Origin of the sequence: uncultured Pseudoflavonifractor sp. (genome assembly GCA_904419835.1) — a bacterium.
Classification (GTDB): Bacteria; Bacillota; Clostridia; order Oscillospirales; family Oscillospiraceae; genus Pseudoflavonifractor.
The window spans coordinates 1-14,780 of sequence record CAJFTA010000101.1 but is presented as its reverse complement, the minus strand read 5'-3'; the positions used below and the strand labels follow the sequence as shown (position 1 = coordinate 14,780).

The following is a 14,780-nucleotide window of genomic DNA, read 5'->3' as shown; positions in this document are numbered from 1 at the left end:
TTGCTCTTTTTGCGGTTATATTTTCACTATTTTCATTTTATTCGACTGATATTTTCTTTTTTAACCACTTTTTGCACAGTAGTTTTTTTATTTTTCTCATTTATTTTGGTTGTATTATATATTCGTTTTCCAAAACTGTCAATATAATTGAAAATTATTTTTATACAATTTGATGTTTTCTGATTTGTGTACTTTGACAGATTTCTTTCAGACTTGGGGACATTATTTGATTTCTTCCAATTTTTATGATATATTTAATTGATTAAAATTCTTGGTTCAGAAGTTCACCAGTAGTTTGTTTTCTGCTTTAAAACATACATTTTTTTGGACAAATGCCAAGAAAAGGAGGATATTTGTGGTCTCCGCCGTTATTGCAAAAATTATATCTATGCAGCAGAGTCTGACTGTCAGTGAAAATGAGATTGCACAGTATGTCATTCACAATGCCGACAGCGTTGTAACCAGCACCATTACGGCCATTGCAAAAAACACCAACACCTCAGAAGCCAGTATCAACCGTTTCTGCAAAAAAATCGGCTTCAAGGGCTTCAACAGCTTCAAAGTCGCCCTGGCCCAGGACAATTTTTACCATGCCATGCAGGAATCCGGGGCAGAAACTCAGACCGGTCTTGTCGCCGCTGTCAGCAAGGATTACCAACACATGCTGGTCAACACCACCGCCATGCTGGACGAGGAGCAGGTTCTCCATGCCGCGGACGCAATGCGCAATGCCCCGCACATCTTTATCTTCTCTCTCTCCTACACCGGTTTTGTGGCCCGCGAACTGGAATTCAAGCTCAGCATGGTGGGGCTCTATGCCAAGGCCGTCTCTGAGCCGGCCAACATCAGGGTTTACTCCGGCTGTGTCAGCAAGGGAGATCTGGTCATCGTTATCGCCCCTACGCTCCTTATGCGCGAGCTCTACCAGGCCATCACAATCTGCCGGGAGCGCGGCGCCACCATCCTCTCCATCACCAGCTACGACTCCCCCAAGCTCAGCACCCTGGTGGACTTCAAGTTCATCATCAGCGACCGGATCACGACGCAGAACTCCGTCTCCGTCTCCAACAACCTGATGTTCCTCTATGTCACAGACGTGCTCTACTGCGCCCTGCTGGAGAGCGACAAGACGCTGAAGCAGCGGCGGCTCAACAGCGACTCCATCCTGAACAGTCAGCAGACAATGGACAGCTATTTCTTTGAATTCTGACCCAGCAGAGCAAAATGCGCCTGCCGCAGGGCTCTATCTTATAGGGAAATAAACTGAACCCCCAGGGGCACTACCGGTACGGAATAAGCGAAATAACCGCAAGTTATCGTTTTGATGGCTTGCGGTTATTTTTATTTGTGTCCCATATTACAGTTTTTTGCTCCATGTATGATAATCGACAACTGCTTCCAAACATAAATTCTTTTCACTCTTGATTTGTTTCTAATAATTGTTATAATAATTATTAGAAGTGGTTGTTAGAACGGAGGTCGTTTTTATGATTGAGAATAAAACTACCGAATTTAAGCGTGAGTACATTGATGATATCAAATACACAGTAGTTGCCTTTGCAAACACAGAGGGTGGGAAAATTTATATTGGCATGAGCGATGACGGAAGTGTTTATGGTGTAGAAAACACAGACGCAACCATACTTCGCATTACTAACATGATTCGAGATTCCATTCGTCCAGATGTCACTATGTTTACCGAGTGTGGTGTTGAAGATATTGAAGGAATGCCTGTTGTAGTTTTGACGGTACAGAGAGGTACTGCCCGCCCTTATTATCTCGCCGGAAAGGGTATCCGTCCTGAGGGGGTGTATGTACGACAGAATACCTCCTCCGTTCCGGCTTCGGAAACTGCTATACTAAATATGATCAAGGAAACCAGTGGCGACCGTTATGAAGACGCTCGCTCCATTAATCAACAACTGACTTTTGTGAAAGCGGAAAACTATTTTGCTAAGCATAATCTACCTTTCGGAGATCAGCAAAAGCGCACATTAAACATTATTGGCTCGGATGGAACTTATACCAATCTTGGCATGTTGTTGTCTGACCAGTGCATCCATACCATTAAACTGGCCGTATTTGATGGAAGCAAGAAAAGCGTATTTCGTGACCGCAAGGAATTAAGCGGTTCTTTGCTCACGCAGTTAGAAGATGCCTATTCCTATATTGATCAGTTCAACCATACCCGTGCAGAGTTTGAAGGGCTGAATCGCATCGACAAGCGGGATTATCCCAGCGAAGCGTTGCGTGAAGCACTGCTCAATGCCATTACCCACCGCGACTATAGCTTCAGCGGCTCTACACTGATCAGTATCTTTGATGACCGCATTGAGTTTGTGACCATTGGCGGTCTGGTTCGCGGCCTGACCTTTGATGATATCATGCTGGGTGTATCTGCACTCCGCAATCAGAATTTGGCTAATGTATTCTACCGTCTGAAGTTGATTGAGGCTTACGGTACAGGTATTCTAAAAATCAATGAGAGTTACGCAGAGTGTGCAGTAAAGCCGCAGTTTGAGGTCACAGATAACGCCTTTAAGATCACACTCCCCAACATCAACTATGTAGGAGAGCGCAAAGATGTAACAACCACAGCACCTTCGAAGGTTACTGATAAAGCAGAACGGCAGGAAATACTGCTCCGACTGGCTGAAAAGCAAGGATACATCGTTCGCAAAGATGTGGAAGCCGAGTTGAAAGTATCTCAGGCAACCGCTATCCTAATTCTACGGGATATGGTCGAAAAAGGCCTCTTGATCAAAGAAGGCTCCGGTAAGCAGCAGAAGTACCGCATTGCGGAATAACACTAAAGAAATAGAAGGGAGATCGCCCTATGAGTAAACCCACATTGTTTTTCAGCCATTCCTCTAAGGATAAAGACATGATATTAGCAATCAAAAATAAGGTAATGCAATACACAAGCGGTACTCTTGAGATTTTCCAGTCCAGTGATGGAGAAAGCATCCCGTTTGGAACTAACTGGATTCACAAGGTAGAGGAAGGCTTAAAGGAAGCAAAGGTGATGTTTGTCTTTGTGACAGAAAAATCCATCTCTACCGGCTGGATTTACTTTGAAGCCGGCTATGCCTATTCAAAGGGGGTCCATGTCATTCCTGTCGGGATTGGCGTTAGTGTTGGAGATTTGAAGGCTCCCCTTAATCTGCTTCAAGGTTTCAACATTATCTCCGCAGATAGTCTCAATAATTTCCTTACCATTATTAATCGGGAATTTAACTACAGCTTTTCTGCACAGTTTACAGATGATGATTATGATGAAATCATTGCTCTCACGTCCTCTGCTACTAAACACAGCACCCAATTCGATGAAATCATTCGATCTGTTAAATACGAACTAAGTGGTGTATATTACGAAAAGGAAAATCCCGGAGATAAGAAAACCCGAAATACAAAAGAACTGTTCGACCGATTAATGGCATACTTAGATGAACACAGAATTGCGTACTCTTTATCTAAGCCGCATGGATATGGATACGATAAGGGGAGTAGTCTTGCAGTCCACGGCATTAAATTTGTTTATTCACGCTCTGAAAAAGGCGATGATTCTGGCACAGTATCTGTAAGTATTTCTCCGTATAATTTTGAGAAATCTTTTGAATTGTACTTAGAACTTACACGAAATTGTTTCGACAATCTTGCAACATGGGTACAGTTGCGAGTAAAGGATATTTTTGAATATGTAACGACCGATGAAGACTGTGCTGCATTATTGTTAGAAGCTCCTGCGTTGTTTTCTCTTTCGAAATCCCGTGTTGGAAGCTTTGATAGTGAAAAACTTGGATTGCACTTTAGTATTTACAATTATGGCGATAGCAGATCGAAAGACTATGTTCTGGGAGTAGGTTATGACCCATCAAAGGTTAAGGTTTCTAATATCACAGAATTGGTTAGTAAACTGTATGAGATGAAAATCATCTATAAAAAAGCTGGAGGGACAGAGAATGCCTAACCTTTCACAGTCAAAGCGGGAGCGGATGTTGGCGTTCTTGCAAAAGATAAAGGACGAACACCGGGACGATGACGATATGCTCATCGCCCTGGGTGAAATTGAAAGCGAATTGACTTCTAAGAAGTACGGCCTTGTGTGGGAGCAGCACGAAGAAGCTGTTGATGTCATGATGCGGGATAATATACCTGTGTTCACGGAGGTGCCTGAGCGTGAAATTACTGCGGCCCCTGGTCAGAGATATAATTTCATTTTGGAGGGGGACAATCTTCACGCACTTCATCTGCTTACCAAAACGCATCGCGGTAAAATCGATGTTATATATATTGATCCTCCATACAACACCAAAAATAAGGATTTCATTTATGACGATAAGCGGATTGATAGTTCCGACGGATTTCAGCATAGTAAATGGATTTCCTTTATGGCAGAACGGTTGAGGATAGCAGGAGATCTCTTGAGCAAAAACGGTATTATGGCGATCAGCATTGGATACCATGAAGTTAACAATTTGATGATGCTATGCCAGGAGATGTTCTCAACGAAAAATGTTGTTTGTGTGACGGTTCAAACATCGAGCGGCAACGCAGTTCAAAATGGTTTTACTTATGTGCAAGAATACATCGTATTTGTTACACCTCCTGAATTCGAACCGATCGAACTTGAATCCGAAAAAAAGGAATATGCCAACCCTTATCACGGTATGAACCTTTCAGGATTTAACCAGACGCAGCGGCCCAACCAAGTATATCCCATATTTGTAGATTCCGACGGAAGGATTGCTGGGTGCGGGAAAACCTTGCAGGAACGTATAGATGATGGTAGCTATACGGGTGATAAATCGGATTTTCAGTTTGACTATAATGAAGCGCCTGATGGTACTGTGGCAATTTGGCCTATTACACAGCGAGGGGATGCTTGCGTTTGGCGACTAATTCCCGAAAAGCTAAAACAAAACTGGGATTTAGGGTATATAAAAGTTGTTCCGAATAAGAAGGGAAAAAACAAATATACAATTCAATATTTGTCAGGGGGTATTATCGAGCAAATTGAGGAGGGGGAACTGGAAACTTATCAGCCGGATAAAACCATTCCGACCCTTGAAGTAGTTGGTTTTAAGACAGCTGCAAGTAGTGTGCCTACTATTTGGACGGATACTAAGTTTTTAACATCTGCTGGCTCAAAAGATATCAAAGCAGTATTTGGATGCAAAGTGGATTTTCCCTTTCCAAAGCCAATTGCATTAATCAAGGAAATCCTGTACAGAACATCCAAATCCAATAGCCTTGTTTTGGATTTCTTTGCAGGCTCAGGAACCACTGCACAGGCGGTCCTGGAACTGAATCACGAGGATAATGGAAGTCGGCGGTTTATCCTTTGCACAAATAATGAGAATAGCATTTGTGATGCTATTACATATCCTCGGGTGAAAACCGTCATTACGGGCAACCGAGCTAATGGCACGACATATACATATGACAACCAAATACGCACCCTACTATTAGACAAGAAAATCACCCTTTCTGACCTAAAAACAACGACACTTTATGATGAGATAGTCAGTGTAAAAAAAGATTGCGAACAAGAGTTCTGCAAATTTTCTACTGAAATAAAGAATGGTCGAGCCTATCTTTATGGCCTTGGAGAACAGGTTAGAGTAGGAGGTGTCGCGGCAAACCTTTTATTCTATCGAACTGATTTTATTTCCAAGGACGCCGAATACATTGTCGATCATCTTTTGGAACACACCCGAGAAATGATCCAGTTAGAACATGGTGTCAAAATCGACGGCAGCCAGTATCTGATGATTTTGAGCGACGAGGAAGCCGACGAATTGCAGGAGCATTGGGGCGAGTACGAGAATGTGAAAGCCATCTATGCATCCAAGGAAGTTCTATTTACCACGGAACAAAACGCACTATTTGCAGGTGTGGAAATCCATACTATACCTGATTACTACTTCAACTTTGAACTGAAGGAGGTGGGTGAAACATGGTAAGCGGCATCAACATCAATCTGTTTGACTTTCAGGAAAGGGCAGTTATCAATCTTCTGGATATAGCAACAGACAGCCGTTCCAAGCAAACGGTTATTGTCAAGTCTCCCACTGGCTCTGGTAAGACCATCATCCTGATTGACTTCATCGAAGAATACCTGACAAAGATAATCAGTAATACCGCCTTCATCTGGTTATGTCCCGGCAAGGGTGATCTGGAAGAACAAAGCCGCCAGAAGATGCAAAAGTTTGCGCCTCACCGTTATACACAAAACCTGTTTGATGCCCTACAGAACGGTTTTGATGCTGAAAGCACTACTTTTATCAACTGGGAGCTGGTGACCAAGAAAGGAAACACGGCCATCCGGGACAGTGAGCGAAAGAACCTCTTCGACCGCATTGCGGAAGCACATCGAGCGGGAACGGAATTCATCGTCATCATCGACGAGGAACATTCCAATAATACCGCAAAGGCGAAATCCATTATTGATGCATTCTCCGCAAAAAACATTATCCGTGTTAGCGCCACCGCAGTGGAGAATAAGCGGTATGAGTATTTGGAAATTGACGAAGTAGATGTTATCAATGCCGGCCTGATTACCAAAGCCCTCTATGTAAATGAGGGATTGGTGGATGGCATGGAGATTAGCAATGATTATGAGTGCCTTCTGGATCTTGCCGATGCTAAGCGCAAAGCGATTGCTGCCCGATATAAGGAGTTGGGAAAGGCAATCCGCCCCTTGGTATTAATTCAGTTTCCAAATGGCCAGCCAGAAACCATCCGTGCGGTAGAAGCTAAACTGGAAAGCATGGGCTACACCTATGACAACGGCATGGTCAGCATCTGGATGAGTGAGGACAAACGGGATCTGTCAGATAACCTGACCGAGAACAATGCCACGCCAGTGTTCCTATTGATGAAGCAGGCTATCAGTACCGGCTGGGATTGTCCCCGTGCCAAAATCTTGGTAAAACTGCGTGAGGGTATGAGCGAGGGATTTGAGATTCAGACAATTGGCCGAATTCGCCGTATGCCAGAAGCCAGACACTACGAAGATGATTTGCTGGATTTCTGCTATGTGTACACCTTTGACGAGAAGTACAAGGCAGGTCTGCTATCCAGCATGGATAAGGCTTATGAAACTCGCCGTTTGTTCCTGAAGGACAAGTGCAAAACATTTACGCTTGAGAAGGAAATCCGGGATATGGACTTCGACGGTCTGGGCGAGCGCGAAGTGCTGTTTAAAATTCATGAGGCTCTGGTTGACAAGTACCATCTGGGTAGTGATAAGAAACAGAATCAGAGGCTGCTGGCAGACGCCGGATACATCTTCGGTGCGGAGATCCATGGGCAGGCTTTGCAGGGTGAGTTTGTGCGTACCTCTGCTCTGACGGAGAGCCATAGTTACATTACGACCCATAAACGCGTTGATACGCATAAGCATGGTATGCAGCTTATGCACAGTATTGACGCTATCAAGAGCTCTATCGGTATGGCACAGAATAAGGTCAAAACTATTCTGGAGCGTCTTTTCCGTAAGGGCGGCAACTCCAGCCGGAAGCTGATCGCACTGGAAACAGCTGAATTCTATGCATTTGTTATCAATAACCAACACAAACTGAAAGAAGAATTCCGGGAAGTTACAGCGCAGATGGCAGTTCAAATGAGTATGCAACTGCATCCGAAGAAAAGTACCTTCCATATTCCGGAGCAAGACTTTTTCCGCTATGATCCCAATGTGAAAAACGAAGTAGAGTACCTATCTAATGCCTATCACGAATATACTTCTGGCTTTGCAACCAGCCTTGTTCGCAGCACTTGTGAAATGCTGTTTGAGCAGCACTGTGAAGGTCGCCAAGACATCGAATGGGTGTACAAAAACGGTGACACCGGACAACAGTATTTCTCCATCGTCTATGTAGACGGAATCCAGAAGCAGTGGCTTTTTTACGCTGACTACATCGTGACGAAGAAAGACGGAACGATTTGGGTGATTGAAACTAAGGGCGGCGAAGCCAGGGGCCAGGATAAAAATATTGACCGTCAAATAGAGAACAAGTTTAATGCGTTCAAGGCGTATGCTACAAAGCATAACTTACACTGGGGATTTGTTCGGGATAAAGACAACCAGTTATATATCAACAATACAGAATTTGCTGTTGATATGGCTGATGAACACTGGGTACCGCTAAAACAGGAGTTTTAAGCGTATGGAGATGAATTCTTTGGAGCAAACAGAGAAAAAGAAATCACGTGATTTTAATATCTACTATCTGAATTTCAGTAAGGTATATGAAATCGCAATGATGATTAACAATGTCATTCTTACTAAAATTGAAACCGATAAATCAAGTAGTTTTGAAGCACAATATGGCTTCACATCGTCCATCTCAGCACAAGGTACAAAACAGTTTCTGGACGGAATTAAGGCCTCTATCTCCGCAGACGCAAAGGAAACTGCTACATCATCATCCAAAGTTGTGGAAAGTTTGGATGTAAAAACGACTAAATCCATCCTTTTGCGTAGGATCATTGAGCAGTGTGCCTCTGTGGCTGCATTGGATAACTCAGCAGAAGGTGATCTTGTAAAGGTAGATCGTATCAAATTAGAACTGCTGAACGAAGAAAGCCTTCGGCAATTTCTTATTTTGCGTCGCGATGCATTAAAGGGTATGCGGGTAGAAGGTATGGAAGTCAATAATTTGGTCAGTTCAATGTTGCAAGACTATGCATACATTTTGAAAGGGCTTGTATATGATGAAAATATGAAGGAACCCGTATCTGAAATTATCATTAAGATCCCTATGGAAATTCAATCGGAATTTGAGAACAAGTACAACATCAACGATTTACTTATTGGTCATGTATCTATTGTTGGCATCTACAAAGGTATTGTAAGCGAAGAATTTATTAGCTCAAACACATTTACCTATTTCCAAGAGATTGGTGCTCGCAAGGAGCAACAGGAGGCAGCTGCCAGCAAAATAATTAAAAGTAATTCGCATCCTTTGCCACATGACACAACTAAAAAGAGTTTCAGTGATTACCATTTCATTGATACATTGGCAATCATTCAAGATGTGGCATTTAAACTGGAAGAAGCCCCTGCGCTAAAACTTCACTGGTGGAATCGCTTCGGTATTTGGCTAAGTAAACTGTGGAGGAAATAAAGATGGAGCATACTTTGTTTACTTACCGCAATGTTGAGGAATTAAGAAAAATCCAGGAAGAAAGAGAAGTATTCCCATTTAGATTTGAACAAACTAAAGATATGCTCGATTTCTGCGCTGATATTTGCATTGACATATCTGCATTGGTTTATTTTTTGTTGACCAACAAAAATAATATAGTACCAGTATACATTAATTTCACAAATATGGCAGAGGATACTGTTGTAATTGTAGAAGCGACCATTGCAGAAAGCGCTATGGAATTATTGCCTCTTTTATTTTCTGATTATAAATGCTATTTCAAGGAAGATGAAGAGGCAGATTCTGCCCCCGAAACAGCGCACGCCTTTAAACCATATCCCAGGCAAAAGATATACAAATACAACAATACACAGGATTTGGACAATATCATTCAATACGCAGATATGAATGATATTCCGATTGCAACTTTTTCTCGCGCAAGTGGTGAACAGCGTAACGAATTTGAACGATTTAACAGCTCTTCTAAGTTGGCTATATTAGATTTGACTTCTGTTTCATATGCAATCGAGGATAATAAAGCTCTCATTTACGCAGTTGAACAGTTTCTTGGTATCATGCCAAATATTAGAGTTATTGCGCAAACACCTCAGATTGATGCATTATTGAAATACTTCCCACTGTTTTTTGATGGACAAGAACCTGTCTGCAAGTTACTTCCTGATCTATGCGGTTTAGGGGAGAAAGAACCTGAAGAAAATATGCTCTCTAAAGTGACAGATTTGAGTGGAGGGAATTTTGATACCTTCATCGACATATTCAATCATAACTTGATTGGCCACAGCTATTTCAAAGACAGACTGCAGTATTGCTTAAAAAATTTTATTTTGCTAAACAAAGCCAAGGAGCAAAAAGTCCTTTCAATCTTTCTCTTTGGAGCATCTGGTATCGGAAAAACTGAGGTTGCGAGGCTGCTCGCAAGTGGGCTACAAACTGATTGTTACTTAGCTAAAATCAATTTTCAGAACTACAGTAGCCAAGATGCCTTGAATAGTTTAATTGGCAGTCCGGCAGGTTATATTGGTTGCAACCATGGAGAGCTAAGTGAAAAAATTCAAAAAAGCAAAGTAGGTGTGCTGCTTTGCGATGAGTTTGAAAAGACTACACGCCCAGTTTTCTCTTTCTTTCTGGAGTTATTGGAAGAAGGCCGTTTTACGGATTCTATGGCAAGAGAGTACGACATGGATGGATATGTTATTGTCTTTACTTCAAATCTTCTCAACGAAGCGGACTACAAAAAGGTTATTCCGCCTGAACTTCAGACACGCTTTGATTTAGTGTGCGAATTCGAGGAACCTACATCGACAGAGAAGAGAGAATTTCTGGATTTGCTATTTGAGAAAGCAAAAACTACATATTCTGAGCTATTTAAAAAGATCGAGGTGACAGAAGCTGAAAAAGAGCAGTTATATGCCTTTGATTACTCCTCTCTTTCGGCGTTAAGAGATATCAAACGAGTATTCAATAATCGCCTGGTGGATTATTTTACAGAGAAAGGCGTTTCCCTGTAAAAAGTTATAGCTATTCCCCTCATCATATGGTATTGTGTGTTGCTACCAGGAGGTGCAACACATGAACAATCTGCTCAAGGATCTGTACGACTGCTTCTATACCCCGCCGGAGTTTTCGGAACAGAGGCAGGAAGTGGAAGAATGCCACCAGGCACTGATCAAAGTGCTGGAGAAGCCGGAACGGCGGCTGGTACTGCGAATCATGGATGCCCAGAGTCTGATGGCAGAAGAACGCTCCATGGACAGCTTTATCTCTGGATTTGAGCTGGCGTGGCAGCTCTCTATGGAACTGAATCAATATGAAAAAGAGCGCTCAGTCTCTCGCCGTACAGCGAAGAGAACGGGCGCTCTTTCCATGTCAGGAAAGGAGGAAGCAACATGAAGAAACGAATCATCTCCGCTGCAACATTCACCGCCTGTCTGGCCCTGTGTGCGGCTGTGTGGCCACAGAAGCAACCAGCCGGGGAAACACCCGCACTGCCCACGCCAGCCACTGTAATCACCACGCAGCCCGAAGTTCAGGAGATACCGGAAACAGAAGGAGTCATATCACCAGAGGAAGAAAAGGCGGAAGCAATACTGCCGGAACTGGTCGAGGAAGCTGACATTCTCCCGGAGCCATCGCCTGCTCAAACGCCCTCAGCGAGTGAAGTACCGGTTCTACCTGAACAGGATGTCACACCCCCACAAGAACCAGAACCTGCCCCGGCTTCGCCTGACGGCGCACCGGACAACATGGTCTACGTGCCAGGCTTCGGCTGGATAGAAAGCCAGGGACTCAACCATGCGGAATACGCCGAGGATATGTACGAGAACGGTAATAAAATCGGGATCATGGGATAAATGAAAAGCAGTACGGTATCAGGACAAAGCCTGGTGCCGCACTGCTTATTCTGTTTCCTGCTCCAATACGTCGCTGAAGATCTCATGGACGTGGATCAGCGAAACGACTTCACAGAGAAACCGCTCCGCCAGTTCTTTTTCGTCCAGCCAGGTCGTCTGCGGCGGCACATAGTAGCCGGAATCAGCTTCTGCCTCCGCTCTGGCCTTGCGAATGGCTTTTTGGATGGAGAGCCACTGGCCGTAAGTGCCGCCGTTCAACTGCTTTCTCAATTTCCGGACGGCGCTCTTATACGCCTTCTCCGCCCCGCTGGGGCCGTTGTAGTTGAGTCGGATGGCCAGTTCCTGAAAGGTCATGCCCTGCTCGTTGGGTTGGCCGATCCCCAGATAACATCGCACCAAATTCAGTTCTCTGGGGCTCAACACCTCATTCATGCGCTGGAGGAGCAGCGTCCGGCGCATGAAGCGGTCGTAGGCCCTGGCGGGGTCGCCGCCACACCAAAGGTCAAAGACACGCTCACCCAGAGACTCGATCTGAAATACGGTACGGTATTCTTCCAGCAGACGCTTGGCTACTTTAGCGGAGACTTCCAACTTCTCTTGAATGGCCGGCAGAAGATCTGTTTCGATGTTCCGCTCATGCGTGGCATAGAGAAATGCCACCTGACGCAGCTGGCGGTAACGGTCCAGCGGGAGCGACAGCGAAAAAGAACCTTGGGCGGCGCAGTCCCGCATGGCTGTCTCAATGGCGGAGGTCGCATAGGTCAGCAGTTTTGTTCCATGGGAGGGATCAAACTTTGTCGCCGCATCCAGCAGTGCCAGCGCCCCCTCCTGCTTGAGGTCGTCCACCAGAAAATCCTGAGAAAACTGCTCGCAGTAGCTTGCGGCCAGCATGGTCAGATATCCCTCGTTCTGGGAGAGCAGCAGCGGAGCGGCCTGTGGATCGCCGTCCTGTATGCGCTGGGCAAGCTCCTCGTTGCTCGGGCAGAGATCGTCGCAGCGGTACATACTCATGGCCCGTCCTCCCTGGCAAGACGCTCTCTCGCCTGAGTATAGATCACTTCCTGTTCCATGTCGTGTGCATAACCGTTGGCGGCATAGTCGTTGTCCATGAGCGCCTTATCACGCAGACTCTCCGCTACATACAGGGCTTCATTGCGCAGCTCGTCGGAGATCTTTCCTCTCTGATGGTGCTTGCGGATGGTGTTGGTGCGGGTGGTGAATAGGCGATAGACCGGGTGCTGTTTGTTCTGTTCCTTCTGCCGCATCATGGCGCCGTACTGCCGGCAGGTCATGCGGGGATCCTGAGGCGCAATGCCATCGCAGTATTTCGGCATGTGGCCGTTGGTGGTGAGAAAGTATGTTCCGCAGCCACAGCACCGGCTGGGCGCATGTCCGTGCTGCAGTCCGTTCATCAGGTCAAAGATGTAGAAGCTGATGGCATGGTCAAAGAAATACCGGTTCACAAATACGGTTTCCTTTCCCTGTTTCGGGTGTCGGGCAAAGACATAGGAGGATCTCAAGTTCGGTGTGATGGTGAATGGCTCAACATCCGGTACCGGCAGATCACGCATCGTATCCCAGAACCATTCGCTGTTGAAGCAGTCGTGGGCGGCCATGGCGAAGAAGGTCTCTGTCCGTTTCTTCAGCCGTCGCAGATAGCCCTCCTCAAAATATCGTGCCGCCACGGCAAAGTGCTGGATGCCCAGGGGAATGCTGAAGGCGGCCACCAGATAGCGGAAGAAAAATTTCCGGACGGGCGAAGCCGGCTTCAGCAGATCGTTGTGGGATGCCGGGGAAAACATCACCTCCAATGTGTGCTGCTCCTGTGCTTTGTCCATCAGGCTGTACGGTGGACATTGCCACAGGGCATCCAGCAGCTTCTCCAGAGAGACGCGGGTCCCGTCCAGCAGGTTGATCAATTCACCTCGCCCGGCCAAGGCCAGGGCCTCCACCTGATGGCTGATGGCGCCGCCGTGGGTGTCCAGTTCCCGTATGGTCTCCTCGGGAACATTCAACAGTTCGGCGGCAAAGTGGCCGGCCGGGTAGACGGTCTCGTTAAAAAAGATCTGATCCTGCCAGACATCCATTGTCAGGTGCAGGAAATTGTTGTTCTGTTGGGTACCCAGCGGCATAGGGCCACCTCCTCTGTCCTATATCTGTTTTCTGCCTGTCTTGCGATATTCTCATTTTATCAAAATCCCCCCAATAATCAAGTGAAAGGACAAGAGCCACGGTGGCCGCGTGGTCTCTGTCCTTATCTTTTTACAAGGGGATGATCCTATGAGTAAAACAAAACGACTGGAAACCATTGACGGCGAGAGCCTGATGAGCCTGCCGCTGACGCCGCTCAACTTCGTGGTGGACACGCTGCTGTCCCAGGGGCTGCACATCCTTGCTGGCTCTCCCAAGGTGGGAAAGTCTTGGCTGGCTCTGTGGCTGTCCGTCATGGTGGCCAAGGGCGAACCGGTCTGGGGGATGTCCGTGAAGCAGGGCACTACCCTCTATCTCTGCTTGGAGGATTCCGTTCTCCGTATCCAGAACCGGCTCTTTGAGATCACTGAGGACGCACCAAGCAGCGTCCACTTCTGCACGGAGTGTGCCCTCATTGGTCAGGGGCTGGAGGAGCAGGTGGACACATTTATCGTAGCACACCCGGACACGGTACTGGTTATCATCGACACGCTGCAGATGGTTCGTCCGGCTCGCGACGCAACCTACGCAAACGACTACCGGGATCTGTCTGTGTTGAAACGGATCGCAGATACCCACGGCATCGCCATCCTGCTGATCCATCATCTGCGCAAGGAAACCGCTGACGATGTGTTCAATCGCATCTCTGGTACGACTGCTATCAGCGGTGCGGTGGATTCCAGCTTCACGCTGATGGAGGAACGGCGGGGCAGCGGCAGAGCAAAGCTCTCCTGCATTGGCCGTGACATTGAATACCGGGAGCTGACACTGGAGCGCAACGGTGAAAATGTGTGGGAGCTGGTGTCGGACAGTCGGACACAGCCAGAGCTGCTGGGCGATCGCATCGTCTATCTTCTCTCTGAACTGATGCGTGACCGAACCGAATTTATCGGCACTCCCACAGAGCTGTCTGAACGAATCGACCCTGTGGGTGTGGAGCGTATCTCCCCCAAGAAAGTGTCCCGACAGATCCTGCAAAACCTTGACGCACTAAGGAAAATCGGCATTTCCGCTGTGGTGCGCCGCAGCAACGGAAGGCGGCTCATTGAGCTGCAGCGTGCCG

At 46.2% G+C, this 14,780-nt stretch carries 12 protein-coding genes; 10 read left to right on the top strand and 2 right to left on the bottom strand.

Annotation, left to right across the window (positions count from 1 at the left end; translation table 11 throughout):
* Window positions 1-355: 355 nt before the first annotated feature.
* From QZY67_RS11765 to QZY67_RS11725, 9 genes are all read left to right on the top strand, one after another.
* Window positions 356-1,210 (top strand): MurR/RpiR family transcriptional regulator, encoded by an 855-nt coding sequence (locus QZY67_RS11765; protein WP_294534002.1) that lies wholly within the window; start codon window positions 356-358, stop codon window positions 1,208-1,210.
* Between the two features lie 277 nt (window positions 1,211-1,487).
* Window positions 1,488-2,807 (top strand): RNA-binding domain-containing protein, encoded by a 1,320-nt coding sequence (locus QZY67_RS11760; protein ID WP_295370522.1) that lies wholly within the window; start codon window positions 1,488-1,490, stop codon window positions 2,805-2,807.
* A 29-nt stretch (window positions 2,808-2,836) separates the two neighbouring features.
* Window positions 2,837-3,970 carry a toll/interleukin-1 receptor domain-containing protein gene (locus QZY67_RS11755; RefSeq protein ID WP_295370520.1) on the top strand — a complete coding sequence of 378 codons (1,134 nt, stop codon included), beginning with the start codon at window positions 2,837-2,839 and terminating at the stop codon, window positions 3,968-3,970.
* The gene (locus QZY67_RS11750; RefSeq protein WP_295370518.1) at window positions 3,963-5,966 is read left to right on the top strand and encodes a site-specific DNA-methyltransferase; all 2,004 of its coding nucleotides are present in this window, start codon (window positions 3,963-3,965) and stop codon (window positions 5,964-5,966) included. The genes QZY67_RS11755 and QZY67_RS11750 overlap by 8 nt, the downstream gene beginning before the upstream one ends.
* Window positions 5,960-8,170, top strand: coding sequence for a DEAD/DEAH box helicase family protein (locus QZY67_RS11745; protein WP_295370516.1), 2,211 nt, complete (start codon window positions 5,960-5,962; stop codon window positions 8,168-8,170). Before QZY67_RS11750 ends, QZY67_RS11745 begins: the two co-directional genes overlap by 7 nt.
* 4 nt (window positions 8,171-8,174) lie before the next feature.
* Complete coding sequence (locus QZY67_RS11740) at window positions 8,175-9,134, top strand: hypothetical protein (protein WP_295370514.1); 960 nt, start codon at window positions 8,175-8,177, stop codon at window positions 9,132-9,134.
* A 2-nt stretch (window positions 9,135-9,136) separates the two neighbouring features.
* Window positions 9,137-10,684 (top strand): AAA family ATPase, encoded by a 1,548-nt coding sequence (locus QZY67_RS11735; RefSeq protein WP_295370512.1) that lies wholly within the window; start codon window positions 9,137-9,139, stop codon window positions 10,682-10,684.
* Between the two features lie 61 nt (window positions 10,685-10,745).
* The gene (locus QZY67_RS11730; protein ID WP_295370510.1) at window positions 10,746-11,066 is read left to right on the top strand and encodes a DUF6809 family protein; all 321 of its coding nucleotides are present in this window, start codon (window positions 10,746-10,748) and stop codon (window positions 11,064-11,066) included.
* Window positions 11,063-11,527 carry a DUF6550 family protein gene (locus QZY67_RS11725; protein WP_295370508.1) on the top strand — a complete coding sequence of 155 codons (465 nt, stop codon included), beginning with the start codon at window positions 11,063-11,065 and terminating at the stop codon, window positions 11,525-11,527. The genes QZY67_RS11730 and QZY67_RS11725 overlap by 4 nt, the downstream gene beginning before the upstream one ends.
* A gap of 45 nt (window positions 11,528-11,572) precedes the next feature.
* Here the strand turns inward: QZY67_RS11725 and QZY67_RS11720 are convergent, their stop codons facing one another.
* Together QZY67_RS11720 and QZY67_RS11715 are read right to left on the bottom strand one after the other, a co-directional pair.
* Window positions 11,573-12,538, bottom strand: a complete 966-nt coding sequence (locus tag QZY67_RS11720) for a sigma-70 family RNA polymerase sigma factor (protein ID WP_295370506.1) — start codon at window positions 12,536-12,538, stop codon at window positions 11,573-11,575.
* Window positions 12,535-13,659, bottom strand: coding sequence for a DUF6076 domain-containing protein (locus QZY67_RS11715; RefSeq protein ID WP_295370504.1), 1,125 nt, complete (start codon window positions 13,657-13,659; stop codon window positions 12,535-12,537). Before QZY67_RS11715 ends, QZY67_RS11720 begins: the two co-directional genes overlap by 4 nt.
* Before the next feature lie 148 nt (window positions 13,660-13,807).
* Between QZY67_RS11715 and QZY67_RS11710 the strand changes: the two genes are divergently transcribed.
* A partial coding sequence (locus tag QZY67_RS11710; RefSeq protein WP_295370502.1) for an AAA family ATPase occupies window positions 13,808-14,780 on the top strand: 973 nt, incomplete at its 3' end.

Excerpts from the sequence above, each read along its gene's own strand:
- QZY67_RS11760 (WP_295370522.1), top strand. The coding sequence starts at position 1,488 with ATGATTGAGAATAAAACTACCGAATTTAAGCGTGAGTACATTGATGAT.
- QZY67_RS11755 (WP_295370520.1), top strand. The coding sequence starts at position 2,837 with ATGAGTAAACCCACATTGTTTTTCAGCCATTCCTCTAAGGATAAAGAC.
- QZY67_RS11750 (WP_295370518.1), top strand. The coding sequence starts at position 3,963 with ATGCCTAACCTTTCACAGTCAAAGCGGGAGCGGATGTTGGCGTTCTTG.
- QZY67_RS11745 (WP_295370516.1), top strand. The coding sequence starts at position 5,960 with ATGGTAAGCGGCATCAACATCAATCTGTTTGACTTTCAGGAAAGGGCA.
- QZY67_RS11740 (WP_295370514.1), top strand. The coding sequence starts at position 8,175 with ATGGAGATGAATTCTTTGGAGCAAACAGAGAAAAAGAAATCACGTGAT.
- QZY67_RS11735 (WP_295370512.1), top strand. The coding sequence starts at position 9,137 with ATGGAGCATACTTTGTTTACTTACCGCAATGTTGAGGAATTAAGAAAA.
- QZY67_RS11730 (WP_295370510.1), top strand. The coding sequence starts at position 10,746 with ATGAACAATCTGCTCAAGGATCTGTACGACTGCTTCTATACCCCGCCG.
- QZY67_RS11725 (WP_295370508.1), top strand. The coding sequence starts at position 11,063 with ATGAAGAAACGAATCATCTCCGCTGCAACATTCACCGCCTGTCTGGCC.
- QZY67_RS11720 (WP_295370506.1), bottom strand. The coding sequence starts at position 12,538 with ATGAGTATGTACCGCTGCGACGATCTCTGCCCGAGCAACGAGGAGCTT.
- QZY67_RS11715 (WP_295370504.1), bottom strand. The coding sequence starts at position 13,659 with ATGCCGCTGGGTACCCAACAGAACAACAATTTCCTGCACCTGACAATG.